Here is a 24,839-nt window from a genome sequence, read left to right as displayed (position 1 = left end):
ATAAAGTGTGACGTCGCAATCGCAGACGGGATGTCCTCGGAGGGGCATATGGCATATTCGGTAATGTTTGCAGCCTTGTGGGTCGTGGCCTCGACGATTGTGGCCATGTTGCCGATGCGTCTGCAGTTCCCGCCTGGAGTTGTGTTATTCATCTCTGCGCCTGCTCTGATTGTCTGGCTGGGCCATGACTATGGCTGGGTGTTTGGGCTGTTGGCTAGCGCTGCCTTTGTATCCCTGTTCCGCAATCCCATCCGGTTTTACTGGCGCCGTTGGACCGGTGCGGAGGTTCAGAAATGAACTTGTCCATCGCCCTTGCCGCGCTTTGGGGAATTGCTGCGAATGTGTTGGCGATGATCCCCAGCAAAGACAATCACTGGACCCGCGCCTATATCCTGATTGCGGTGGGGATTCCGATTTTGGGATACGTGACGCTTCAGAACGGACCGTGGATCGGGTTGATTGTAATGGCAGCAGGCATGTCGGTGCTGCGCTGGCCGGTGATTTATCTGGGGCGTTGGGTGCGACGGCTTGTTGGACACTGACATGATCGAATACGTCTTTTACACTCTCGCATTCTTTCTGCCCCTGTTTTTGATTTGGATAGCCTCACACATTCTTATTATTAAAGGGAAGTTCAGAGGACCGATCTATCTTCTATTATTTTTGTTTGTTTCGTTTGCCGTGTGGTATTGGACCCCTGTTAGCGCGTACGCCAGTCAGAGCGCCGAGGGGTTCGTTGTGCTATTTTCAGTCGCTTATACCTCGAGCGTGATCGTCCAATTCGTGCCAGGTCTTACCCTTGGAATTTTGACTGGTGGATTGCACCGGATTTTGCTCAGGAAGTTGAAGTCTGATGCCAGTATTGCGCCCGTGTAATAACCCAAGAGGTTAAAATGCTGTGCTCCAAAGAAACGCTTGGTTGAGGACAGCTGAACCATTTTGACCAAACCTTCAGATGAGGACACGGATTGGAGATAATTGAAGTAGTAGCCGCTGTCGTGTTGGCGATGGCGCTTCCGGTATTTTTGTCCGGGCTGGCATCCCACAATCTTGTTAAACGGGGTCGTTTTCGTGGGCCCGTCTATCTTTTGTTGTTTCTTGTCTTGTCCAGTGCCTATGGGTTTCTGGCTTCGGACAACGTAGGATTGCTAGAGCCGATGTGGTGGCGGGCCGAAGACTTCTATAATCTTTTCGTTATGTTCACAGCCTTTCCTTTGGGAACCGGGTTGGTTTTGGGATTCAGTACAGGTTTGCGTAGCCGACAGCGGTCAAAGCGTATGCAAAACTTAGTCCAGATAGATGACAAGCGAACAGAATCGAACTACCAGAGAGCCATGGTTCAAACACTTCCTGCGCCTCGTGGCAAACTCACTGAAAACCGACCTTTGAATGATTTAACCTGGCTTCGGGTCGGTGGGCCTGCGGATTATTTATTCCAGCCTGCAGATATCGAAGACCTTCAGCACTTCCTGCGCGACTTGCCTGCTGAGGTTCCCGTCTTCCCAATGGGTGTTGGTTCGAACCTGATTGTTCGGGATGGCGGGTTGCGCGCGGTGGTGATCCGGCTTGGGCGCGGGTTCAACGGTATTTCGGTCGATGGCAACACCGTCACCGCTGGCGCGGCAGCGCTGGATGCGCATGTGGCGCGCAAGGCGGCGGATGCGGGTGTGGACCTGACGTTTCTGCGCACCATTCCCGGCTCGATCGGGGGGGCTGTGCGGATGAATGCGGGATGCTATGGCAGCTACACAGCGGATGTGCTGCGCAAGGCCACCATCGTCACGCGACAGGGTGAGGTTCTGGACCTGAGCCCAGAGGATCTGAACTTTCGCTACCGTCAGTCCGATCTGCCCGACGGGGCGGTATTGGTTTCCGCTACATTCGAGGGTCCGTTAGGTGATCCCGCTGAATTGCACGCTCGCATGGCGGCGCAACTGCAAAAGCGCGACGAGACCCAACCCACCAAAGACCGCAGCGCCGGTTCGACCTTTCGCAACCCGGCGGGCTTTTCGTCCACGGGTCGCGCTGATGACGTGCATGACCTCAAGGCATGGAAAGTCATCGACGATGCGGGTATGCGCGGGGCGTTGCGAGGGGGCGCTCAGATGAGCCCCAAACACTCGAACTTCCTGATCAATACCGGCACTGCCACGGCTGCTGACCTTGAAGGTCTGGGCGAAGAGGTGCGAAAAAAGGTTTACGAAACAAGCGGCATCACGCTAGAGTGGGAAATCATGCGGGTCGGTGATCCGCTGACAGAATAAAGCCCCAACCGTCAGACCATAACAGGCAAATTCAGGCGACGGATCAAAGGCATAACGCAGTACGGACCACTACATAAGGTCCTGGGACATTGAGGCGCTAAGTGGGTAAGTCGAGCATGACAAACCCCAAAGTGGCGGTATTGATGGGTGGCCCCTCGGCGGAACGCGAGGTGTCTCTCAGCTCTGGGCGCGAATGCGCAGCCGCCCTGCGGGGAGAAGGCTTTGAAGTAGTAGAGCTGGACGCAGGTCCCGACCTTTACGCGCGCCTTTTAGACATCAAACCAGATGTGGTTTTTAACGCCCTGCATGGCCGCTGGGGTGAGGATGGTTGCGTGCAGGGTCTGCTGGAGTGGATGCGGATTCCGTACACGCATTCCGGTGTGCTGGCTTCGGCGCTGGCGATGGACAAGCAACGCAGCAAAGAGGTGTATCAGGCCGTAGGTCTGCCCGTAGTACCCAGCGTGATCGTGCCCAAGGTCGAGGTGATCGAAGTTCACGTGATGGAACCCCCTTACGTCGCCAAGCCCAATAACGAAGGCTCCAGCGTCGGTATCTATATCGTGCATGAAGGGTCAAACGGCCCGCCGCAACTGTCCGAGGATATGCCTGAATTCGTGATGGTCGAGAAATACATCGCAGGTCGTGAATTGACAGTGACCGTGATGGGGGACCGCGCGCTGACCGTGACCGAGATCATGACCGATGGCGGTTGGTACGACTATGACGCCAAATACAAGCCAGGCGGGTCCTGGCATGTGCTGCCAGCCGAAATCCCGCAAGACATCTTTGACCGTTGTCTGGATTACGCATTGCGCGCCCATGATGCGTTGGGGTGCAAGGGGGTAAGCCGCACTGATTTTCGTTGGGATGACGGCATGGGGGCTGATGGGTTGTTCCTGCTGGAAACCAACACGCAACCCGGGATGACGCCAACGTCGCTTGTGCCAGAACAGGCCGAGCATTTCGGCATGAGCTTTGGCCAGCTTTGCGCGTGGATGGTGGAGGACGCCTCATGCGACCGCTAAGGGCCACTCGTGCGCCGGTGATCCACCGATCAAAGCCGCTGGCCGGACCGGATGCGGATTTTGGCTCGGGCGCGCGGTCCGAGGCGGAGCCAAAGCTGCGGTTGAGTGGGGTCAAGCTGTTCGGTCGCAAATCGCAACGGTTTGATCCGGCTCCGTCGCGGCTGAATTACCGATTGCAGCGTTGGATGCTGACGCCGGGTGTGCGCCGGGGTTTGCGGGTTGGCTTGCCCATATTCGCGCTTTGCGCTGCGGCCGGGATCTATTTCGGCTCGGCCGAGCGGCGCGAGGCTGTGGTGGCCTATGTGGCCGACATCAAGACCTCGATCCAGCAGCGGCCTGAATTCATGGTCAATCTTATGGCGATTGATGGCGCGGGTACCAATCTGTCTGAAGACATCCGCGAAGTGGTGCCGTTGGACTTCCCGATAAGCTCCTGGGATCTGGATGTCGAACAGATCCGCGACACGATCACCGGGCTGGACCCGGTCAAATCCGCCTCGGTCCGGGTGCGCCCTGGTGGTATCTTGCAAGTGGATGTTGAAGAGCGTCAGCCCGTCATCGTCTGGCGCACGCGCCGCGGGATCGAACTGTTGGATGAAACCGGCGCGCATGTGGAACGCATCGCTTCGCGTAAGGAACACACCAACCTGCCGCTGATCGCAGGCAAGGGTGCGGATGCCCATGTGGCCGAGGCGTTGCAACTGGTGACCACTGCCCGCAGCTTGGGTGGCCGGGTTCGCGGTCTGGTGCGGATTGGCGAGCGACGTTGGGATCTGGTTCTGGATCGCGGCCAACGCATCATGTTGCCAACCGAACGCCCGGTGCGCGCGTTGGAACGTGTGCTTGCCGTGAACGAAGTGCAGGACCTGTTGGAGCGTGACGTGGCCGTGGTGGACATGCGGCTTGGGCAGCGCCCGACAATAAGAATGACCAAAGCTGCCAGCGAAGACTGGTGGAATACAAAAGTGACAGTGGGTAACGGGCAGTAACGAACATGATGACCGATCTTTATCAGTCCCAACGGGCCATGCGGCAGATGCGCAGGCAGGCGATGCAACGCGGTGTTGTCGCCATTCTGGATGTTGGCAGTTCCAAGATTGCCTGCCTTGTGCTGCGCTTCGATGGCGCAAACCGCTTGAGCGAAGATAACAGCATCGGGTCCCTGGCCGGTCAGACCGGATTTCGGGTGATTGGCGCTGCGACCACGCGGTCGCGTGGTGTGCAGTTTGGTGAAGTCACTGCCATGCAGGAAACCGAACGCGCCATCCGTACCGCGTTGCAGGCGGCGCAGAAGATGGCTGATATCCGGGTGGATCACGTAATCGCCTGTTTTTCGGGTGCGAACCCGCGTTCTTATGGTCTGGACGCTCAGGTTGATCTGGAAGGTCAGGTTGTGTCCGAGGCCGAGGTTGGCCGTGTTTTGAACGCTTGCGACGTGCCCGATTACGGGGCAGGGCGCGAAGTGTTGCATGCCCAGCCGGTGAATTTTGCCTTAGATAACCGCTCGGGGCTGATCGATCCGCGCGGGCAGATGGGCCAAAGCCTTGCGGTCGACATGCACATGTTGACCGTCGATGCCGTCGCGATCCAGAACATCGTGCGCTGCATCAAACGCTGCGATCTGGAACTGGCGGGGATCGCGAACTCGGCCTACGTGTCTGGCGTCTCGGCCCTGGTCGAGGACGAACAAGAGTTGGGTGCCGCCTGTATCGATATGGGTGGCGGTACAACCAGCGTGTCGATTTTCATGAAAAAACACATGATCTATGCCGATTGCGTGCGTATGGGCGGCGACCACGTGACCGCCGATATCTCGATGGGACTGGGTGTTCCGGCGGCTGTGGCCGAACGGATCAAGACCTTTAACGGAGGTGTCCACGCGACTGGCGCTGACGACCGCGACCTGATCGATATTGGTGGTGATACCGGTGATTGGGAACACGACCGCCGCACAGTCAGTCGAGCCGAGTTGATCGGTATCATGCGCCCTCGCGTCGAAGAGATTCTGGAAGAAGTGCGTGTGCGTTTGGATGCCGCCGGATTTGAGCATATGCCCAGCCAGCAGATCGTTTTGACAGGCGGCGGCAGTCAGATCATGGGGTTGGATGGTCTCGCGACCCGCATTCTGGGCCAGCGAGTGCGTTTGGGTCGACCCTTGCGTGTTCACGGTCTGCCGCAATCGGCGACAGGCCCGGGGTTTTCGTCAGCGGTGGGGCTTAGCCTGTTCGCTGCGCATCCGCAGGACGAATGGTGGGATTTCGATATTCCGGTCGACACCTATGCCGCGCGACCTTTCAAGCGCGCCATGCGCTGGTTCCGTGACAATTGGTAAAGCGGTCGGCGTTGCGGCGCTGGTCGTTGCAACCCCGCTTGCCGCACACGCCCAGACACGGATACCGCCTGAGGCATTTCTGGCTGCTGTCCAGGGTAAAACCGTTACGTTTCACGACTATCCCAGCGGCCTTCTGGTGGGGACCGAGGAATTTCTCAGCCCCAAACTGTCTGTCTGGCGGATGGAGGGGCGGGGTTGTGTCTATGGGCAGATCACTACACCCAATGGTCAGATCTGCTTTTTGTACGATGATGACCCGGATGACGTGCCGGTGTGCTGGTGGACCTTTCAGCACGAAGGCCGCCTTATGGTGCGACTTGCCAACTTCAACCGACGCGAAATTCAAGAGGTGCGTAGCATTACCGAAGACGGTTTGAATTGCCCAAGTACCCCAATTAGCTAAAGAAATGGGTTGCAGCCAGCGGCCTTATCCCGCAAGATATCCACAAGGCCCGTCAGAGGCCCTGCGGCAGGACCTGAGCAGTTTTCCGCATCTTAAAAATCAGTGAATCCCTCAAGTGGCGTGCATGTTGACTGCGGCGCGTGTGTCGCTTGCTTTGTGGTGGATTGAGTTCAATCCGCAACATCTGGCAATGAATGCAAAATACCGCTGACGACTGCCTTATTTCCTCCATATTTTGTGGGATTCGGCGATTTTTGGCGTGACCTTTGCTGTTTGGACCGGTAGGATTGTAAGCGGATAGGTAAGAAAAACACCGCTTTGGCGGGTCAATAAAACAGGCGGACAGAGCATGACATTGAATCTTTCGATGCCCGGGCACGACGAACTGAAGCCTCGGATTACAGTATTTGGCGTTGGTGGCGCGGGCGGCAACGCTGTCAACAACATGATTGAGAAACAGCTGGACGGCGTTGATTTTGTCGTCGCCAACACTGATGCGCAGGCGCTGCAGCAAAGCCAGTCTTCGGCGCGGGTGCAATTGGGCGTGAAAGTGACCGAAGGTCTGGGGGCAGGGGCCCGTCCGACCGTGGGCGCTGCGGCGGCCGAAGAAAGCATCGAGCAGATCGTCGACCATCTGGCTGGCGCACATATGTGCTTTATTACGGCTGGTATGGGCGGTGGCACCGGTACGGGTGCGGCGCCGATCATCGCGCAGGCCGCGCGGGAGCTTGGCGTTCTCACTGTTGGCGTTGTCACCAAACCCTTCCAGTTTGAAGGCGCCAAGCGGATGCGTCAGGCCGAAGACGGCGTTGAGGCGCTGCAAAAGGTTGTCGACACGCTGATTATCATTCCGAACCAGAACCTGTTCCGCCTGGCCAACGAAAAGACCACGTTCACCGAGGCATTCTCGATGGCGGATGACGTTCTGTATCAGGGCGTTAAAGGTGTGACTGATCTGATGGTCCGTCCGGGTCTGATCAACCTCGACTTTGCTGATGTTCGTGCCGTGATGGACGAGATGGGCAAGGCGATGATGGGCACTGGTGAGGCCACCGGTGAAGATCGCGCGGTTCAGGCGGCTGAGAAGGCGATTGCCAACCCGCTGCTGGACGAAATCAGCCTCAAGGGTGCCAAGGGCGTGCTGATCAACATCACCGGCTCGCACGACCTGACCCTGTTCGAGTTAGACGAAGCGGCCAACCGCATTCGTGAGGAAGTTGACCCCGAGGCCAACATCATCGTCGGTTCGACCCTGGATACCGTGATGGAAGGCGGTATGCGTGTGTCGGTTGTGGCCACTGGTATCGACGCCAGCGAAAAGCCCGTCGACGTTCCGGTTGCGCGTCGCTCGATGTCCGAGCCGCTGACCCGTACCGTTTCTGCGGAAGAGGCGCAGCAGGATGAGACCCCCGCTGCTGTGGCCGAAGTGGCGGAGCCCGCGCCCCAGCTAGAAGTGAACCGTGAACCTTCGCTGTTCGAAACCGCCGAGGAACCGGCGCAGCCGCAGGTGGAGCGTGACGATGACGGTCTGCCACCCCCTGCCTATCAGCCCCGCGTGGCTGAGTTCGAGCCGACACCTGAACCGGTTGAACCCGCGGCGGAAAGCTTTGTAGCACCGCAGCCACAGCACTCCGCAGGCACACCGTCGCCCGAAGCGCTGCAGCGTTTGCAGGCCGCTGTACAAAATGTCCCGGCCTCTGAACGTGGGTATGCGGCGCCGCGCCCACAGGCACCGCAACCGGACCCCGCACCGCAGGCTGAAGGGCAGGATCGTTCCCGGTTCGGCTTTAACCGCCTGATCGACCGGATGACCGGCCACGCCGCCGATACGCCGGCACAGCCGGTGCGCCAGCAGCCCCCGATGCGCCAAGCTGACGCTACGGCACCTGCGCATGATGAGGCCGACCCCGATCAGGATCGGATCGAAATTCCCGCCTTCTTGCGTCGTCAGGCCAACTGATCACGGTAACAAATTAACGACTTAGGGTCGCCTTTTGGCGACCCTTTTCTTTTGAAATACACGGCTTTAACTGTATGTAAGCAGGCTTTTGCCGATCTGTTACATTCATGTTTCATTCAGTTACAAAGAGTGAGTTGAGCCTTGACGCTTGCTTCCTTAGGTGAGTGTCCAACACGGACCGAAAAGGCCGGACACCACTCACCGAGGTTCACCTTGCAACATACGCTCAAATCTCCGATCACGTTTACAGGCGTCGGGCTGCACAGCGGCAAGCCTGCGACGATGGTCCTGAAACCGGCAGCCGCCGGTCACGGCATCTGGTTCAAACGGACGGATATCGAGCTGGGCAATGCGCTGATCCCCGCGATCTATGACGTGGTCGAGCGGACGCCGCTTTGCACCCGTCTGGTGAACGATGCAAATGTTTCGGTGTCGACCGTCGAACATATCATGGCCGCGCTCGCCGGATGCGGCGTGCATAACGCGCTGATCGAGATTGACGGACCCGAAGTTCCGATCATGGATGGGTCGTCGATTGATTTCGTGCGCGGTATCATGGCCAAGGGTGTACGTCGTCAGGCCAGCCCCGTTCTTGCGTTCGAAGTTCTCAAGCCCGTCACAGCTACGCGCGAAGGCGCCAGCGCTTCAATCGCGCCTGCGGATGGGTTGATCATCGATTTCCACATTGATTTCGAAGACGGCGCAATTGGCAATCAGACCAAAACGCTGGACATGCGTAACGGCTCGTTCGCGCGTGAGCTTAGCGATTGCCGCACATTCTGCCGCCGCACAGACGTTGAAGCGATGCGCGAAAACGGCCTGGCCTTGGGCGGGACGCTGGAAAACGCTGTCGTTGTACAGGGTGACGAAGTTCTGACCCCTGGCGGTTTCCGCCATGCGGATGAGGCTGTTCGCCACAAGATGCTGGATGCTCTGGGCGACCTTTACCTGGCGGGAGGCCCGATTCTGGGTCACTTCACTGGCGACAAATCCGGCCACGCGATGACCAACACGCTGCTGCGCAAGCTGTTTGAAACACCTGGTGCGGTGCGTCCGGTCCTGTGTACCCCCGAACAGGCCGCGCGTCTGCCGGGCCAGGGCCTTGTTTGGGACGAAATCCCCGAAGTCGCCTGATTGGATCAACTCTGCCGACAATTCCGCTAGTGAGTGTACTAAGGCGTTTTGCCCCGGAATTATCTATGCTAGACCAAAGGCCAATCAGGGGCGTGCCCCGATAAGCAATACGACGAGGATAGGCGGAATGGTTGGCACCAAAGCGGCAGTCAGGCTCGCAGGCGCGATTCTTCTGACAGCAGTTTTGACGGCATGCGGCGGAAAAGGCGCAGACCGCAATCAGAACCTGGAAGGCTTTACGCCAGAACAGATTTACACACGCGGCGAGTTTGAGCTGTCGCAGAATCGCTCGGATGATGCGGCGTGGTACTTCTCGGAAGTTGAGCGTTTGTATCCCTATTCGGATTGGGCCAAGCGCGCGCTGATCATGCAGGCGTTCTCGTTCCACACGGACAAGAACTATGAAGAAAGCCGGGCGGCGGCGCAGCGCTATATCGACTTTTATCCAACAGACGAAGATGCAGCCTATGCGCAGTATCTTTTGGCGCTGAGCTACTATGACCAGATTGACGAGGTTGGCCGCGACCAAGGGCTGACTTTTCAGGCGCTGCAATCTCTGCGCACAGTGATCGAGGTTTATCCTGATAGCGAATATGCCACGTCGGCGGTTCTGAAATTCGATCTGGCCTTCGACCATCTTGCTGGTAAGGAAATGGAGATCGGGCGCTATTATCTGCGTCAGGATCACTATACCGCTGCAATCAACCGATTCCGTGTCGTGGTCGAAGATTTCCAGACCACAACCCACACAGCTGAGGCGCTGTATCGTCTGATCGAAGCCTATCTGTCGCTGGGCTTGGTGGATGAGGCGCAGTCAGCCGGTGCTATCTTGGGTTACAACTATCAATCGTCGGAATGGTACGATGCGGGCTATGCATTGCTGACCTCGCGTGGGTTGGAATTGAAGAGCCGTGGAAACAATTGGCTAAGCACCATCTACCGTCAGACCATCAAAGGTGAGTGGTTGTAATCGTCATGGCTAAAGGCGTGGGACGCTAAGACCCGATGCTGCGCGCCCTTGATATCCGCGACATGCTGATCATTGACCGGCTGGAATTGACGTTTCAGTCGGGTTTGAACGCATTGACCGGTGAAACCGGGGCGGGCAAGTCGATCTTGCTGGATTCGCTGGGTTTCGTGCTGGGCTGGCGAGGGCGGGCTGAATTGGTTCGGCAAGGCGTCGCGCAGGGGGAGGTTGTAGCCGAGTTTGAGTTGCCAGATGGCCACCCCGCCCATGCGATTCTGGCCGAGGCAGGCTTGCCTGGTGGTGAGGAACTGATCCTGCGCCGGGTTAATACAGCCGAGGGACGCAAGACCGCTTGGGTCAATGACCGGCGCTGTTCCGGTGAGGTACTGCGCGCCCTGTCCGAGACGTTGATCGAACTGCACGGCCAGCATGATGATCGCGGGTTGCTGAACCCGCGCGGGCATAGGGCAATGCTGGATGACTATGCGGGGGTAGAGGACCTTCTGGCAGCTGTGCGTGCGGCGTGGATGGATATGTCCCGCGCGCGTAAGGATTTGGCCGAGACCGAGGCGACGCTGGCCGCCATGCGCGCCGAGGAGGAGTTTCTGCGCCACGCCGTTGCCGAGTTGGACAAGCTGGACCCTCAGCCCGGTGAGGATGCTGAATTGGATGCCCGTCGGCGCATGATGCAAGGGGCTGAACGCATTCGCGATGACGTTGCCCGTGCTTTTGACCTGTTGGGCGCAGATGGGGCCGAGGTGGCGATGTCTGACGCGGTGCGGTGGTTGGAAGGCGTGTCCGACAATGCGGGCGGGCAGCTTGAGGCCCCGATAGCCGCATTGGGGCGCGCCTTGATCGAATTGGGTGAAGCGCAGGACGGGGTGAGCGCCTGCCTTCAAGCTTTGGATTTTAACCCGGCTGAGCTTGAAGCCGCAGAAGAACGTCTTTTCGCCATCCGAGCGTTGGCCCGTAAGCATGATGTGGTGCCTGACGATTTGGGGGTTTTTGCCGACACGCTGCGTGATCGACTGACCCGGCTGGATGCAGGTGACGCCGACTTGGCGGATCGGCGTGCTGCGGTTGCGGCTGCACAGGAAACCTATGACAACGCCGCCGCCGCACTTAGCGCCGCGCGCCAACAGGCGGCCGGACAATTGGATGCGGCCGTGATGGCCGAGCTTGCACCGTTGAAGATGGAGCGTGCGGTATTTCAAACCGAAATCACGGGCGCCGATCCCGGACCTGAGGGGGTGGATGCGGTGGCCTTTACCGTTGCCACCAATCCCGGCGCTCCGTCTGGCCCACTGAATAAGATCGCTTCGGGCGGGGAACTCAGCCGGTTTTTGCTGGCGCTCAAAGTGTGTCTGACCGGCGACGATAGCGCCCGCACTATGATCTTTGATGAAATCGACCGGGGTGTCGGTGGGGCGACTGCTGATGCGGTGGGTCGCCGTCTGGCATCTTTGGCACAGGGGGGGCAGGTTCTGGTCGTGACCCACTCGCCGCAGGTTGCCGCCCGCGCGGCGCATCATTGGCGGGTTCAAAAACAGGTAACTGGCGGGCAGACATTGTCCACCGTTATTCCGCTGGCCGAACCAGACCGTGTGGATGAAATCGCCCGGATGGTCGCAGGGGACACTATCACGGACGAGGCGCGCGCCGCCGCCCGCGCATTGTTGGACGCCTGAGTTAAATTTGCCGCTTTCCGGTTTTCAAACCGTCGCGATCCTACTTTTATAAGGGGGCTCCGTGGCTTACTAAGGAATATACCTTGATCCCCGAGTGCCAATGACCCAAACGACCCGCACCGTTCTGCGCAACCAGCTCAATCAGGCTCTGGCCGCGATGAAGGATGCATGGCGGGTTATGTTGCGACGTGGGCCTAGCCAGATTCAGTTCTGGTTCATTGCGTTGGCAATTGGGATTGCGGCAGGGTTTATGGCCCTTGGGTTCCGCAAAGCGATCCGGTCGCTGCAGGCCTATGTCTACGACACAGACGATATCCTGTTGCTGCACAGCCATGCTGAGAAATTGCCGTGGTTCCTGATCCTGATTACGCCGATCATCGGCGGTCTTATTGTTGGTGTCATCCTGCACAGATTCACCGATGACGGGCGCGTACGCTCGGTCGCAGACGTGATCGAGGGTTCGGCGCTGACCAATGGCCGGGTCGAGGGCAAGGCGGGGATCGCCTCGTTCTTTGCCTCGCTGATCACGCTCAGCACTGGCGGGTCAACCGGGCGGGAAGGCCCGGTGGTGCATATGGCCGGGGTAATCTCGACCTGGGTCAGTGACCGTATCCACGCGGATGGCATCACCGGCCGCGATCTGTTGGGCTGCGCTGTGGCGGCGGCGGTTTCAGCCAGTTTTAACTCACCCATCGCTGGGGCGCTATTCGCGCTTGAGGTGGTGCTACGCCACTTTGCTGTGCACGCCTTTGCACCCATTGTTATCGCCTCGGTCGCGGGTACGGTGATCAACCGGCTGGAATACGGAGATGTAACCGAGTTCGTTCTGGAAACCCCGGGCTCGCTGCAATTCTATGTGGAGCTGCCAGCCTTTTTGATCCTTGGGCTGATCTGCGGGCTGGTGTCGTTGCTGTTGATGCGCTCGATCTTCTTTGCCGAGGACATCGGCACTCACGTTCAAAATCGCCTGTCGCTGCCACGTTGGCTGCGCCCCGCCGTGTCCGGTGCGATGCTGGGACTGCTAGCGATCTGGTTTCCGCATATCATCGGGGTCGGATATGAAACGACAATCCGTGCCCTGACTGGCGATCTGACCCTGACCGTCGCGATCTTGTTTGCCGTGATAAAAACAGTTGCTTTGGCGATCACCATGGGGGGACGCATGGGCGGTGGTGTGTTTTCTCCTTCGCTGATGGTTGGCGCTCTGACCGGATTGGCCTTTGGGTTAATCGCCACCGGGCTGTTGCCGGATGTGTCCGGGACCCATACGCTCTATGCCTTTGCGGGCATGGGTGCCGTGGCCGCCGCAGTGCTGGGTGCGCCGATTTCCACCACGATGATCGTTTTTGAGCTGACCGGAGATTGGCAGATCGGAATTGCGGTGATGGTCTCGGTTTCGATGTCGACAGCCTTGGCCTCGCGTCTTGTGGACCGGTCGTTCTTCCTGACTCAGCTGGAGCGCCGCGATGTTCATCTGGCCGCAGGACCACAGGCCTATTTGTTGGCGATGTTGCGCACCGGGGCGGTGATGCGCCCGATTGGGGACCCGCGCTCGATCACCAAAGAAAAGGCACAGGAGTTGATAGAGCAGGGGCTATGCGTACAGGCCAGTGCCACGCTTGAGGCGGCGATGCCCTATTTCGACCACGACGACACCCCTTGCATCCCGGTTGTGGTGATTGACGACGAGGGTAACGAATCCCCGGTTGGTGCGCTCTTTCATATCGACGCGCTCAAGGCCTATAACCGGGCGCTGGCCGCCACGGCGGCCGAGGAACATTCCTAACCGTCGTAGACCGTTGCCGCGTCGCCCAGATAATTGTCCCATGCAAACCAGTAAGAGATATGTCCAGCCACACGCGGCAAGCGAGTTCCGTCTGGTCCGATCAACGCCTCTTCGGTCATGGTCCATTTCTGTCCGGTCTGATCCACCAGGCCGCCGTTGGACGCGGTGAACCGGTGCGAGCTGCGTTCATACGCCCGTACCGCGCGCTTGTCGGGATTGCCGATCAGAACCAGCGGCCGGTTGGCAATCGCGTCATTGATCACGCGCGTCTTGCTAAACGCATCCAAAGGCCAGGCCCGCGCCGCACCGAACTGGCGGATAGCGAAGATATAGTCTTTCTGCCGATGTTCGGATTGGTCAACCAGTGCTGGAAACATCAGTTCGGGCGAGGCGAAATACTCACGATAGACCACGCCGGAGCCATAGTTGCGCCGATGGCCGGTATTCTGAGACAGGACGCGCGTGCCAGGGTGTGAGGACTTCCAGCTTTCCCATGTGGTGATCACTACCGGGCGCTGCTGGAGCGTGATTCCACTGCCGACCAGCGGGCCCACAACCGGCTTTCCGGTGTATTGGTTCCACAGCGAATGCGTCTCGCGATCAAACATCAGCTTGTTGGAACGGTACAGGAAACCAGATGATCCAAAGACAAACGGTTTCCGCCGTCCCGCCACTTGTGTTTCGAACAAGATACCCGACCCGCACAGCGTGCAATAAGCCAGCGCTACGGGGACGCCACCGATCACCTCGTTGAACATCTCGTGCCACCCCATGATCCGCAGCGGATAGGCGCGCTCATCCCCATTGATCGAGACGCCAAAGACCAGATCGTCGTCTTTCATGTAGCTGGCTTTTGAGGCCGAGATCAGTGCCGGATTGTCGAGCGACGGGATGCCGTCCTTGCTAACGCCGCCCCAGGTGATTTCCTCTAGCCGGATCTTCATCTTGTCGCGCTGCAGGTATTTTGGGCGCAAGAAGTCGTCAAAATTCGGGTCAATCCCCAGAAGAACCTCACGCTTGAACGGAATCAACGAAGAGTGCGGGACCACCTGCGGGTTCTTTTCCTGCCACAACATCCAATCGAACCAGTCAGTGCCAAGGTTCTGACCGGTCAGGGTCTGCATCACTTCGGCGATTTCGTCGGTACGTCGCCCTCCGTAACGCATTCCGGTCAGCAGGGCCGGGACTACATCCGGGTTGCCACGCTGCACCAGAAAGGCCATGCCCTGTTTGAATTCAGAACTGCTGCCGTACAAGGTGGACCTCACGGCCTCAAGCACGGGGTCTTGCTGTGCTGAAAGTGCGTTGGGCAATGCGGCTGCGGCCAGCATACCAGTGAAACTGCGGCGCGTGATCGACATGGCATCCTCCGATGGTGTCCATGTCCAGTGTGCATCGGCCGCTGTTCACATGCATGCAACAGGTGCGTGAGGGAAAGAAGCATACCTAAATTGGTGCCAACGTTTTAAGAAAAATCTCGTTTCATCTTACCTTGCGAGCAACAAAGCATTCTTTCTGGAAAGAAGCTTCGAAACCATCAATATTAGAATTTCCTACGTGAGAATCGGAAAGGCCTGTGCGTGAAATTTTACTTTAGGTTGGCTGCTTTGCTGGGTGCGGTTAATGCGGTCACAGTCCCGGCTGTTTCTGCTGAGATAAAGCTTAACAAATCTTCCAAGAAAACTTCTGTTTTGATGGATCTAAAACTGTCGAAACGACAAAAATCCAGGTTCAGAGAGTTTAAAACCAAAGAGTATTTTGCGGCATTTGTTGTTTCTGGACAAAACAGCAGTGGTTGGGTTGCCAACCGTCACTCGCTTGCTGTCGCGAAAGAGCAAAGCCTAAGAGATTGCCGTTTGCTTTCTGAATACCCGGATACGTGCGCGGTTTATGCTGTTATAGTGCCAAAAGACTATGATCCGACATTTGAGGGCACCACACTTAGCCAGGATGGAAACACCGAGTTCCGGAAATACCAAAAGAAAAACGCTCCACCTTCATCGGGCGCATTCGTGATCTCAGATATCGGCTCTTTTGGGTATTCATGGAGGTTCTCAGACCGGACTGAGGCACAGGAAGCTGCAATTTTGGCATGCGAATCTAATGTGGCCAAGAGGTTGGCAAGCATGAAGAAACAAGTACGTGACAAAACTCCAAAATCGCAAACAACCTGTCGAGTTATTCATGAGGCCCGACCATAAGCTTTTTGGGAAGAGTACCCGATTGAACAGTAGGTAGAGCGTCGGAAAGGTCTTTCGCTAGATCTGCTCTACCTTCACCGATTCAACCGGGTAAAAGGCCACATAACCTTTGATCTCGGCCATGGCGGGAACGGGGGTTTCATAGCTCCACGCGGCGTTTTCGGTCACCGAGGATTTGTTGACGATCGAAAAATGCGAGGCATCCCCCTTGTGTGGGCAGTGGGTGATCTTGTCGGTGCTATCCAGAAAGGCCATCGCGATATCGGTACGGGGGAAATAGATCACCGGAGTCAGATCACCTTCGATCAGTTCCAGCGCGCCAGTGCTTTCACCCAGTACGGCACCACCGGAACGAACGCTCCATTTGCCCGGAGCTCTGCGGATTGTGATCTCAACCATTTTTCTTCCCTCGTCTTATTTTCGGCCTCTCTTCTGCTCTGTGTATGTAACAGGTCAGTGTCAGATCGGCGCAGTTGCGGCATCCAACCACAGTTGCGCGTCGTCGCCCAGCCTTGAGCGCAGTTTTTTCGCAACGTCGTAGTGATAGGTATTCAGCCAGTCACGCTCTGCCGACGTCAACATGTCAGTCACGATTAGCCTTCTGTCAATTGGGACGTATGTCAGGGTCCGCCAGTTCAGCATCGCGCGTTCCGCGTCACCACCGGGCAGGGCTGGGGCTTCTTGAACAACTACGAGGTTTTCGATGCGGATACCAAAGGCGCCCTCGCGGTAATAGCCCGGTTCGTTGGAAAGGATCATGCCGGGTTGCAAGGGCACATGGCTGACTTTGGACAGGCGCTGGGGGCCTTCGTGAACGCTGAGGTAGGCACCGACACCGTGTCCGACACCGTGATTGAAATCCTGACCCGCGGCCCAAAGCGGGGCCCGTGCGATACATTCGATGTCACGCCCGGCCAGCCCGACAGGCCAGCGCAGCATGGATAGGTTAATCATGCCCTTCAATACGCGGGTAAAGCAGGATTTTTCCTCATCTCCGACATTACCGACGGCGATAGTTCGCGTGATGTCAGTGGTGCCGTCCAGATATTGCCCGCCACTGTCCAGAACCAGAATATGACCGTCTTCAAGGCGGCTGTCGGTTTCTTCGGTCACGCGGTAATGCATGATCGCGCCGTTCGGACCAGTGCCGGCAATCGTGTCGAACGAGATATCCTGCAGCGCATTGTCCTTGCGCCGGCTCTCTTCAAGGCGGGTCACCACCTGCGTCTCGGTCAGGGTACCCGGAGCCTGCGCATCCAACCAGCAAAGGGTTTCAATAACCGCCGCTGCATCGCGCAGATGCGCTTCGGCGCTGCCCGCGATCTCGGCCGCATTCTTGCAGGCCTTGGGCAAGGCGCAGGGATCTCCGCCATCCACCATCCGATCCTGCAACACATCGGCCACAGCCTGAGGCAGCGTTCCCAAATCGACCTGTATCTTCCCCTCAAGCGCTGTAACGGCGTCCAGAAATGCCCCCGGCGCGTGGACGGTAACCTGATCCGTCAACGGCTCGGACAGTTTTTCCTGATCCATGAACAGATCCACCCGGCCACCGGCATGTAGAATAGCAAAGCAATGCGCCACCGGGTTGTACCCGATATCCGAGCCGCGAATATTCAAAAGCCACATGATCGAATCCGGCAACGTGATTACTGCAGCTGTGCAATTTGCCTCGCGCAGGGCTTCGGCCAGAAGGGTGATTTTGCTGTCCGCGGTTTCACCTGCAAACTCAATCGGATGGGTCTTGACCGGGTTCATCGGGGCGGTGGGCTGGTCGGACCACACGCGGTCCACCAGATTGTCACAGCGCACCAGTTCGATGCCGCTGTCGGTCAGCTCTTTCTTTGCGCTTGTGATCTGACCTGCTGCATGCAGCCACGGATCAAAACCTACCTTGCCGCCATCGGGAAGGTGTTCCTTCAACCAGGTGCTCAGGTTGATCTCGGGCCACGGAACCGGAGTGAATTCGGCGGCGACCTGCGCCTTGACCTGGGTTCGATACCGGCCATCGACAAACACGCCCGCTATATCTGGTAACACGGCGCAAAACCCTGCTGATCCCGTGAACCCTGTCAGCCAAGCCAACCTTTCATCCCGAGCGGCCACGTATTCGCCCTGATGCGCGTCTGCGCGCGGGATCAGAAATCCGTCCAGCCCTTCGTTCGCAATTTCACCCCGCAGAGCCGCCAACCGGGGTGGCCCCTGTTCCGGGCGCGCCGTCACCTCAAAGGACTGAAACATCACATACCTCTCCCAAGCGGGGGTTCACCCCTTATTCTTTTGGAAAATTCTTTGGCCCGGGGCAAGGCCAGCCTCAGCTGGCCCTTTTCATCCCCATCACCCGCGCACGTGCGCGAGGATCACTATCGAACAGGGCTGCCAGTTGCTCGGTCATTGCGCCTGCCAGTTGTTCGACGTCAGTGATCGTCACCGCGCGGTCGTAATAGCGGGTGACGTCGTGACCGATGCCGATAGCCAGCAGTTCCACCATTTTGCGCTTTTCCACCATAGCGATCACGTCGCGCAGGTGTTTTTCCAGATAATTCGCGGGGTTGACGCTGAGCGTTGAATCGTCGACCGGCGCACCATCCGAAATCACCATCAGGATTTTGCGTGCTTCGCGCCGGGCCAGCATTCGGCGATGCGCCCATTCCAACGCTTCGCCGTCGATATTCTCTTTCAGCAGCCCCTCTTTCATCATCAGGCCCAGATTGGGCCGTGCGCGCCGCCAAGGGGCATCCGCGCCCTTGTAGATGATGTGGCGCAAATCATTCAGACGCCCCGGCTGTTGCGGGCGACCATCGTTCAGCCACGCCTCGCGCGCCAATCCGCCTTTCCACGCGCGGGTGGTAAAGCCCAAAATCTCAACCTTCACATTGCAGCGTTCCAGTGTGCGCGCCAGAACATCCGCACAGATCGCCGCAATAGAAATCGGACGCCCGCGCATCGAGCCCGAGTTGTCCAGCAACAGCGTTACCACCGTGTCGCGGAATTCGGTGTCCTTCTCAACCTTGAAGCTGAGCGGCGTGGTCGGGTTTGCCACAACTCGCGCCAGACGGCCCGCATCCAGAATGCCTTCTTCGCGGTCGAATTCCCAGCTGCGGTTCTGTTGTGCCTGCAGGCGACGCTGTAACTTGTTGGCCAATCGGCTAACAGCGCCCTTCAGGGGCTCCAACTGTTGATCCAAATATGCACGCAGCCGTTCCAGTTCGGCCGGTTCGGCCAGATCTTCGGCTGCGATCTCTTCGTCGTAGGTGTTCAGATAGACCTTGTAATCGGGATCAGCTTCGGATGCCGGCGGGGGGGCAGGGGGTTCCAGCGGAGCCTCACCTTCGGGCATCTCTGCCTCATCGCCCATCTCATCTTCGGCCATCTCATCCATCGAGACCTGAGCCTGAGACTGGTCCTGCTGTTCTTCCTGCGTTTGCTCGGGCGTGGCGTCGGCGTCCTGCTCCTCTTGGTCATCCTGGCCGGTGCTGTCGGGATCGGGCTGTTCCTCGGCGTCGTCTTCGGCCTGATCTTCCTGTTCGTCGTCCAACTCATCAGGGTCATCGCCCAGTTGGTCGCCGTAACCCAGATCCTTGATCATCTGGCGGGCAAACTTGGCGAATTCCGCCTGGTCCGAGAGCAGTTCGTCTAGGTTTTCCAGCGTGCCACCGGCCTGTTCTTCGATAAATCCACGCCACAGGTTCATGATGTTAGAGGCCGCCGGGGGCAGGTCCCGCCCCGTGGCCAGGTGCCGGATCAGATAGCCCGCAGCAACCGCTAACGGTGCATCCGCAGGCTGCTTGCACTGGTCGTATCCGCGCCGCAGGGCCTCATGCCCAATCTTGACGTCGATATTGCTGGCAGTGCCGGGCATATCTCGCGCACCCATCGCCTCGCATCGCGCGACTTCCATCGCCTCGTACAAATCCCGCGCCATATCACCCGGAGGCGCATAGCGCGCATGGGTGGCGTCGTCATGGTATTTCCGCTGCAGCGCCAGAGCATCCGCCGTACCGCGTGCCAGCAAAACCTCTTCGCGCGTCATCCGGCGGCTGACTTGCGGCAGACGCATCGACTCGCCCGATATACCAGAAGGGTCGACTGTGTAGGTCACGTTCAATTCAGGGTCGTCGGCCATAACCTTGGTGGCTTCGGCCAAAGCCTTCTTGAACGGATCAGCGGGGTTGTCGTTGGGTTTGCTCATCGGTGGCGGTCCGGTCTTGTTCTGTCCCGGCAACCTAGTGCCAATTCAGGGCCTTGACCATAGGGCCAACCCCGTTTTCGCATGAAACCAGAGCGGGACCTATGGTAAAATCATGGGGTGTCTCGAAGGGTGGCGTGTGTCAAACTAACTATAAACTACAGGCCTAGGAGATTGCCCAGCCTTGTGCGCCCCAGAACGACTTGGCGGTTCCTACCTGAACCATCCTATAAAACCCTCAAACACTCCCTTAAGCCCATTTTCCCGGAACAATTTCTGATCTTTGCCGTGGTGCGAGCGCATAACGATATTCGTCAAGTCACGCATCTGTCCGGTGTTGAGCTTCATGGGATCGTTTACAGCACTGGAGTTCACTTTCTTGCCGGGCATGTCGGTTAGGTCAAAGCCGTTTTTTCGGCCAAATGTCTCAAGCCCGTGCCGTAAATCGGCAAAATCCAACAGCGACACGCGCGCCCCTGACGCATGCCGGGCGCTTTTGTTGACGGTTAACCTACCTGAAACATTTTTGATATCCAACAAGTCCGAGATGGATTTGTTAGCCGACACAAGTGTCTCAAATTCCTCAAGGTTTATTGGTTCGCTGCGGGGATCAAGGCCGAAACCACCCCCTTCTTGCGCGCGCATCCATCGGTGGGGCGAATAGTATAGCGAGATCATCCGCTCGACCGGGGGGCGGGCAAAGGCATAAGCGGTATATTCGGCAAAGGCCGGGCCAATCAGTTGGCTGTATTCCGCAAGTGTCTGATGCTTGGATTTGGTAGCGTCACCGCTTAATTCGAACCGGTCTGTGCCGTCTTGATGGCCGCTGGTGACGATGGCATCGTCTGAGAACCGAAGGAAACAGCGCGTAAAGAAGTTTCCTCCGGTTTTTGGTACGTGGATGAACACGCATTTTTGCGCGGCAAATTGCACCTACTTATCCCAGGCTTGTGCTGGCAGCGCTTTCCGGCAGTTCCTCGTCAAAGCAACGCTGATAGAACTCGGCAACGGTCTGGCGTTCCAGTTCGTCACATTTGTTCAGGAAGGACAGGCGGAAGGCATAGCCCACGTCGCGGAATATTTCGGCGTTCTGGGCCCAGTTGATCACGGTTCGCGGGCTCATCACGGTGGACAGGTCGCCATTCATAAAGGCGGTCCGGGTCAGATCAGCAACGGTCACCATCTGGCTGACGGTTTTGCGGCCTTTCTCGGTATTGTAATGCGGCGCTTTCGACAGGACGATCATCGTCTCGGCGTCGTGGCTCAGGTAGTTCAGGGTCGAGACCAGCGACCAGCGGTCCATCTGCGCCTGGTTGATCTGCTGCGTCCCGTGATAGAGGCCAGTGGTGTCACCCAGACCCACGGTGTTTGCAGTGGCGAACAGGCGGAAATTCGGGTTCGGCGTGATGATCTCGTTCTGATCCAGCAGGGTCAGCTTGCCGTCATGTTCCAGTACGCGCTGGATCACGAACATCACGTCGGCGCGGCCTGCATCGTATTCGTCGAACACGATGGCTACCGGGTTGCGCAGCGCCCAGGGCAAGATGCCCTCGTGGAATTCAGTGACCTGTTTGCCGTCACGCAGTTTGATCGCATCCTTACCGATCAGGTCGATCCGGCTAATGTGGCTGTCCAGGTTCACACGTACAGCGGGCCAGTTCAGACGGGCGGCAACCTGTTCGATATGGGTCGATTTACCAGTGCCGTGATAGCCCTGAATCATGACACGGCGGTTATGCGAAAAGCCTGCCAGAATCGCCAGCGTGGTTTCAGGATCAAACTTATAAGTCGGGTCGATTGCCGGAACCCGGTCGCTGCGATCTGCAAAGCCCTTGACCGCCATGTCGGTATCAATGCCAAAAACATCGCGAACCGAGATTTCTTCGGTGGGTTTTGCGTTGATATCAATCGATCCGTCAGCCATTCGCCTTGTCCTTATCCTTTGGCCCGTTTTGCCGGGTTTGAACCCGTGTGTGGTGCAACATATTGCCGGGAAGGGCAAGGGAAAGAGGCGCCGCGCGGAGGCTGAGAGGATGTTTCTTCGAAACTGGCCTTATCGGGATGAATGCGCACAGATAGCTAAAGCGATCAAGGAGGGTGCTTGTAAGGAAGAATATTCTCAATCAAATACAAATATCGAAATATTTAATTTGGGTTAAAATAGAATCTTGTAGACTGAGCTTAAGGGAATAGTCCGATTGTCTGAATTTGTGAGGCGTAATTGAACGAGACTAGCAGTCGCGAAAGAGTGCCCATCCACCCGTCGCATGATGGCGCCCCCGTTTTGACCATTGCTGGCGCAAAGGGCGAATTCGATGGCTTTTGATGTCCTACTGCACACCGTAAACACAACTGGCCCGGGCGACTTGGTCGTTCAAAACACGACTCAGCCAGCGATTGTTGATGGTCAAACGATCTCATTCGACGGGGGCCTTACGTTTCAGCCTTATACCTACCTTGGGCAAGGCACCAGGGTGAGCAACGGCGACTCCGGCGAATTTATTCAGGTCGGCACACAGATTTTCGCTTGGGACACAAACGACCCAACCGGACCAATGAGCACCGGCAATTGGAAGATCACTCAGAGTGATCTCGATCCGTCGAACCCGCCTTGTTTTGTTGCCGGTACCTTAATCGAAACAACCGCAGGCCCGCGACCGGTCGAGGATTTGGCGGTGGGCGACAGGGTTTGCGTATCTGATGGTCAAACCCTTCCTATTGTATGGATCGGGAAACGAACACTCAGCGCTCAGACTTTGCGCTTCCAGCCAAGGTTTCGCCCAGTGAGAATTCAGCGCAACGCGTTAGGCAAAGATCTGCCCAACCGCGATCTGTACGTATCCCCGCAACACCGGATTGTGATTGAAGGCTGGCGGGCTGAGTTGCTATTTGGGGAACCGATGGTCTTCTCGGCCGCGATTCATCTGGTCAACGATGATACGATCCGTCAGATAGGAACGGATGAGCCCGTCACCTACTTTCACATTGCCTGCGAGCAGCATGCCATCCTGTCCTCGCATGGCCTGCAAAGTGAAAGCCTGTATGTCGGCGGTCAGTCTTTGAATTCTTTCAGCCGCGAAGATGTTGACGAACTGCGCGCGCTATTTCCCGAACTCAGTGATAGCGCGCAGGTGCCAAAAACCAAACTTCGTTGCTTGAAACACCCCGAAGCGCAGGCGCTGCGGGGTACGTTTTCAGCGTAGTAGAGCTTACTTAAAATTCCGGCTGTCCTTGATCTGATCCCAGGCCCAGACGACCTCTTGCAGCTGTTCCTCTTGGGATCGGTCGCCGCCATTCATGTCCGGGTGCAGCACCTTGATCAGCTTTTTATAGGCCTTGCGCACCTCGGCCTTGGACCAGCTGTCCTGCGCCTCAAGAATCTCAATCGCGCGACGTTCGGTGGGGGGCAGGCGGCGGCCTCCGGAATTGGCTCGGCCGGGGTTCTTAGTAGCGTTCTCGCCCAGAACCTGATGCGGGTCCTCGATGCCCAGACGGGCCCAGGCACGCGCTTCGGGGTCGCCCATCGGCTTGGTCTCACGCTCCCACACTTTGTCTTTTGAGCGCTGAGCGTTCAACTCGGCCTCGGTGGTGCCGTCGAAGAAGTTCCACTTGTTGTTATATTCGCGGACGTGCTGCTGGCAGAACCAGTAGAAATCGTCCAGCACGTCCGGCGCCTTGGGCGCACGGAACTTACCGGCTTCCTCACAACCCTCGTGATCGCAGATTCGCGTCGAGGTCTCAGATGCGCCCGACATCCCCCGGCGCCCGCGCGGGTTCTTTTTCTTTGCGCTGGAAACGGACATATCGAATCCGAAGGGGTCTGATTTTACCATGCTCTGATCCTCGACAAGGCATCTTTTCGACTCGGAGGCAGCAGTTTAGTCTAAGCAGCCGAAAGTAGAAGAGGGGGAGCGGTAAATTTTTTGCCGCTGAGCGAAAAAATGAGCGTGAGTGACGAAATCTATCAGCGCCTTGAAGCCGCGTTCAATCCGCGTGAGCTGGAGGTCATCGACGACAGCGAAAGCCACCGCGGCCATGCCGGGTATCAGGACGGAGGCGAGAGCCATTTCAATGTCCGCATCCGCGCCAGCGCGTTCGAGGGCCAGTCCCGCGTCGCCAGCCACCGCGCTGTACACAAGGCGCTGGGCGATATCGTGCCGCGCATCCATGCTCTGGCGCTGGATATTGGGGGGTAGCTGGCCCAAAGTGCTTTGAGGGGAGGGATCAGATGTCCAGAACGGAGACGGCCTTTACGCTCAAGTCCACCCTGACCTGCCCATCCTGTGGGCACGTCGAAACGGAAACCATGCCCACGGACGCGTGTCAGTGGTTCTATGAATGCAAATCCTGCCACCAAGTGCTGAAGCCTCTGGAGGGCGATTGCTGCGTCTATTGCTCATACGCAACGGTGCCTTGCCCTCCGATACAACAGGGAAAAACGTGCTGCGCTTGACTTGAGGCTCGCCGCGATCAGGGCTTTTCCGGAGGTTCGGATTTCGCCTCGGACCCTTTCAGCGACAGGGGCGGGTCATTCACCTCTTCGGCAATCGGAGCCGGGGCAACAACTGTTTCGGGTCCAGGTACGGGTTGCGCCAGCGGCACGCTGTCCGGCGTTTCGGTTGGGTTGCGGGTCGAGACAAAAGGCGCCTCGATCTCGCGCCGAAAGACCAACACATTGCGCCAGTTCACGGCTGAACCGGTCAGGCCAGTGCGTTCCTCGCTGGGCAGCAATTCGGCCCGCTGATATTCCCAGCCGTCTTGCCCCATCTCGTTCAGCAGCTGTTCCACGGATGCTGCAAACCGTCCTTCGGCGGTTTTGACGCCCTTGGCCTTGGTGCCTTTTTGCGGGGCTGGGACAACTTTGTATTCGTAGCGCTGCATCGGATTTTC

24 protein-coding genes are annotated in these 24,839 nt (G+C 57.8%); 16 read left to right on the top strand and 8 right to left on the bottom strand.

From position 1 onward, the window contains the following. Positions 1 to 48 precede the first annotated feature (48 nt). From ACR0LY_RS06635 to ACR0LY_RS06580, 12 genes are all read left to right on the top strand, one after another. Positions 49 to 297, top strand: a complete 249-nt coding sequence (locus ACR0LY_RS06635) for a DUF2484 family protein (protein WP_170348044.1) — start codon at positions 49 to 51, stop codon at positions 295 to 297. Continuing rightward, positions 294 to 542 (top strand): DUF2484 family protein, encoded by a 249-nt coding sequence (locus ACR0LY_RS06630; RefSeq protein WP_170348045.1) that lies wholly within the window; start codon positions 294 to 296, stop codon positions 540 to 542. Before ACR0LY_RS06635 ends, ACR0LY_RS06630 begins: the two co-directional genes overlap by 4 nt. Positions 543 to 1,334: 792 nt before the next feature. After that, on the top strand, positions 1,335 to 2,264 hold the full coding sequence (gene murB / locus ACR0LY_RS06625) for a UDP-N-acetylmuramate dehydrogenase (RefSeq protein ID WP_170348046.1): 930 nt from the start codon (positions 1,335 to 1,337) through the stop codon (positions 2,262 to 2,264). 116 nt (positions 2,265 to 2,380) lie between these two features. After that, entirely contained in the window at positions 2,381 to 3,289 is a 909-nt protein-coding gene (locus tag ACR0LY_RS06620) for a D-alanine--D-alanine ligase (protein WP_174820406.1), read from the top strand. Then, positions 3,277 to 4,278 (top strand): cell division protein FtsQ/DivIB, encoded by a 1,002-nt coding sequence (locus ACR0LY_RS06615; protein ID WP_170348048.1) that lies wholly within the window; start codon positions 3,277 to 3,279, stop codon positions 4,276 to 4,278. Before ACR0LY_RS06620 ends, ACR0LY_RS06615 begins: the two co-directional genes overlap by 13 nt. 8 nt (positions 4,279 to 4,286) lie before the next feature. Then, a complete protein-coding gene (gene ftsA / locus ACR0LY_RS06610) occupies positions 4,287 to 5,621 on the top strand; it encodes a cell division protein FtsA (RefSeq protein ID WP_170349351.1) in 1,335 nt (444 codons plus the stop codon). Further along, positions 5,608 to 6,024, top strand: a complete 417-nt coding sequence (locus ACR0LY_RS06605) for a hypothetical protein (RefSeq protein WP_367647898.1) — start codon at positions 5,608 to 5,610, stop codon at positions 6,022 to 6,024. Before ftsA ends, ACR0LY_RS06605 begins: the two co-directional genes overlap by 14 nt. 349 nt (positions 6,025 to 6,373) lie before the next feature. Beyond that, positions 6,374 to 7,984: a cell division protein FtsZ gene (gene ftsZ, locus ACR0LY_RS06600; protein WP_170348050.1), complete on the top strand. Its 1,611-nt coding sequence runs from the start codon at positions 6,374 to 6,376 to the stop codon at positions 7,982 to 7,984. Between the two features lie 213 nt (positions 7,985 to 8,197). Continuing rightward, the gene (gene lpxC, locus ACR0LY_RS06595; RefSeq protein WP_170348052.1) at positions 8,198 to 9,118 is read left to right on the top strand and encodes a UDP-3-O-acyl-N-acetylglucosamine deacetylase; all 921 of its coding nucleotides are present in this window, start codon (positions 8,198 to 8,200) and stop codon (positions 9,116 to 9,118) included. A 127-nt stretch (positions 9,119 to 9,245) separates the two neighbouring features. Continuing rightward, on the top strand, positions 9,246 to 10,088 hold the full coding sequence (locus tag ACR0LY_RS06590) for an outer membrane protein assembly factor BamD (RefSeq protein WP_170348054.1): 843 nt from the start codon (positions 9,246 to 9,248) through the stop codon (positions 10,086 to 10,088). 35 nt (positions 10,089 to 10,123) lie between these two features. Further along, complete coding sequence (gene recN / locus ACR0LY_RS06585) at positions 10,124 to 11,773, top strand: DNA repair protein RecN (protein WP_170348055.1); 1,650 nt, start codon at positions 10,124 to 10,126, stop codon at positions 11,771 to 11,773. 100 nt (positions 11,774 to 11,873) lie between these two features. Next, entirely contained in the window at positions 11,874 to 13,559 is a 1,686-nt protein-coding gene (locus ACR0LY_RS06580) for a chloride channel protein (RefSeq protein WP_170348057.1), read from the top strand. Here ACR0LY_RS06580 and ACR0LY_RS06575 read toward each other — a convergent pair. Further along, positions 13,556 to 14,920: a DUF3179 domain-containing protein gene (locus ACR0LY_RS06575; protein ID WP_170348058.1), complete on the bottom strand. Its 1,365-nt coding sequence runs from the start codon at positions 14,918 to 14,920 to the stop codon at positions 13,556 to 13,558. The genes ACR0LY_RS06580 and ACR0LY_RS06575 overlap by 4 nt on opposite strands. 219 nt (positions 14,921 to 15,139) lie before the next feature. Between ACR0LY_RS06575 and ACR0LY_RS06570 the strand changes: the two genes are divergently transcribed. Then, positions 15,140 to 15,760 carry a hypothetical protein gene (locus ACR0LY_RS06570; RefSeq protein WP_170348060.1) on the top strand — a complete coding sequence of 207 codons (621 nt, stop codon included), beginning with the start codon at positions 15,140 to 15,142 and terminating at the stop codon, positions 15,758 to 15,760. Between the two features lie 57 nt (positions 15,761 to 15,817). Here ACR0LY_RS06570 and ACR0LY_RS06565 read toward each other — a convergent pair whose 3' ends face one another. From ACR0LY_RS06565 to cobS, 5 genes are all read right to left on the bottom strand, one after another. Next, positions 15,818 to 16,159: a DUF427 domain-containing protein gene (locus tag ACR0LY_RS06565; RefSeq protein WP_170348062.1), complete on the bottom strand. Its 342-nt coding sequence runs from the start codon at positions 16,157 to 16,159 to the stop codon at positions 15,818 to 15,820. 60 nt (positions 16,160 to 16,219) lie between these two features. Continuing rightward, positions 16,220 to 18,001, bottom strand: coding sequence for an aminopeptidase P family protein (locus tag ACR0LY_RS06560; protein WP_170348064.1), 1,782 nt, complete (start codon positions 17,999 to 18,001; stop codon positions 16,220 to 16,222). A 73-nt stretch (positions 18,002 to 18,074) separates the two neighbouring features. Beyond that, positions 18,075 to 19,952 carry a cobaltochelatase subunit CobT gene (gene cobT / locus ACR0LY_RS06555; RefSeq protein WP_170348067.1) on the bottom strand — a complete coding sequence of 626 codons (1,878 nt, stop codon included), beginning with the start codon at positions 19,950 to 19,952 and terminating at the stop codon, positions 18,075 to 18,077. 210 nt (positions 19,953 to 20,162) lie between these two features. Further along, positions 20,163 to 20,858, bottom strand: a complete 696-nt coding sequence (locus ACR0LY_RS06550) for a sulfotransferase family 2 domain-containing protein (RefSeq protein WP_480640661.1) — start codon at positions 20,856 to 20,858, stop codon at positions 20,163 to 20,165. A gap of 28 nt (positions 20,859 to 20,886) precedes the next feature. Continuing rightward, positions 20,887 to 21,873, bottom strand: a complete 987-nt coding sequence (cobS, locus tag ACR0LY_RS06545) for a cobaltochelatase subunit CobS (protein WP_170348070.1) — start codon at positions 21,871 to 21,873, stop codon at positions 20,887 to 20,889. Between the two features lie 442 nt (positions 21,874 to 22,315). Between cobS and ACR0LY_RS06540 the strand changes: the two genes are divergently transcribed. Next, entirely contained in the window at positions 22,316 to 23,152 is an 837-nt protein-coding gene (locus tag ACR0LY_RS06540) for a Hint domain-containing protein (RefSeq protein WP_480640659.1), read from the top strand. A 6-nt stretch (positions 23,153 to 23,158) separates the two neighbouring features. On the opposite strand, the gene ACR0LY_RS06535 is transcribed toward ACR0LY_RS06540, so the two are convergent. Next, positions 23,159 to 23,782 (bottom strand): J domain-containing protein, encoded by a 624-nt coding sequence (locus ACR0LY_RS06535; RefSeq protein WP_170348074.1) that lies wholly within the window; start codon positions 23,780 to 23,782, stop codon positions 23,159 to 23,161. A 108-nt stretch (positions 23,783 to 23,890) separates the two neighbouring features. Between ACR0LY_RS06535 and ACR0LY_RS06530 the strand changes: the two genes are divergently transcribed. Both ACR0LY_RS06530 and ACR0LY_RS06525 read left to right on the top strand, forming a co-directional pair. Further along, the gene (locus ACR0LY_RS06530; RefSeq protein WP_170348076.1) at positions 23,891 to 24,145 is read left to right on the top strand and encodes a BolA family protein; all 255 of its coding nucleotides are present in this window, start codon (positions 23,891 to 23,893) and stop codon (positions 24,143 to 24,145) included. Between the two features lie 32 nt (positions 24,146 to 24,177). Beyond that, on the top strand, positions 24,178 to 24,402 hold the full coding sequence (locus ACR0LY_RS06525) for a GDCCVxC domain-containing (seleno)protein (RefSeq protein ID WP_254440166.1): 225 nt from the start codon (positions 24,178 to 24,180) through the stop codon (positions 24,400 to 24,402). 17 nt (positions 24,403 to 24,419) lie between these two features. Here the strand turns inward: ACR0LY_RS06525 and ACR0LY_RS06520 are convergent, their stop codons facing one another. Beyond that, positions 24,420 to 24,830: a DUF4177 domain-containing protein gene (locus tag ACR0LY_RS06520; RefSeq protein WP_170348079.1), complete on the bottom strand. Its 411-nt coding sequence runs from the start codon at positions 24,828 to 24,830 to the stop codon at positions 24,420 to 24,422. Positions 24,831 to 24,839: the final 9 nt, after the last annotated feature.

It is taken from the genome of Ruegeria sp. BC5 (genome assembly GCF_056539205.1).
This window is presented reverse-complemented; position numbering and strand designations above follow the sequence as displayed.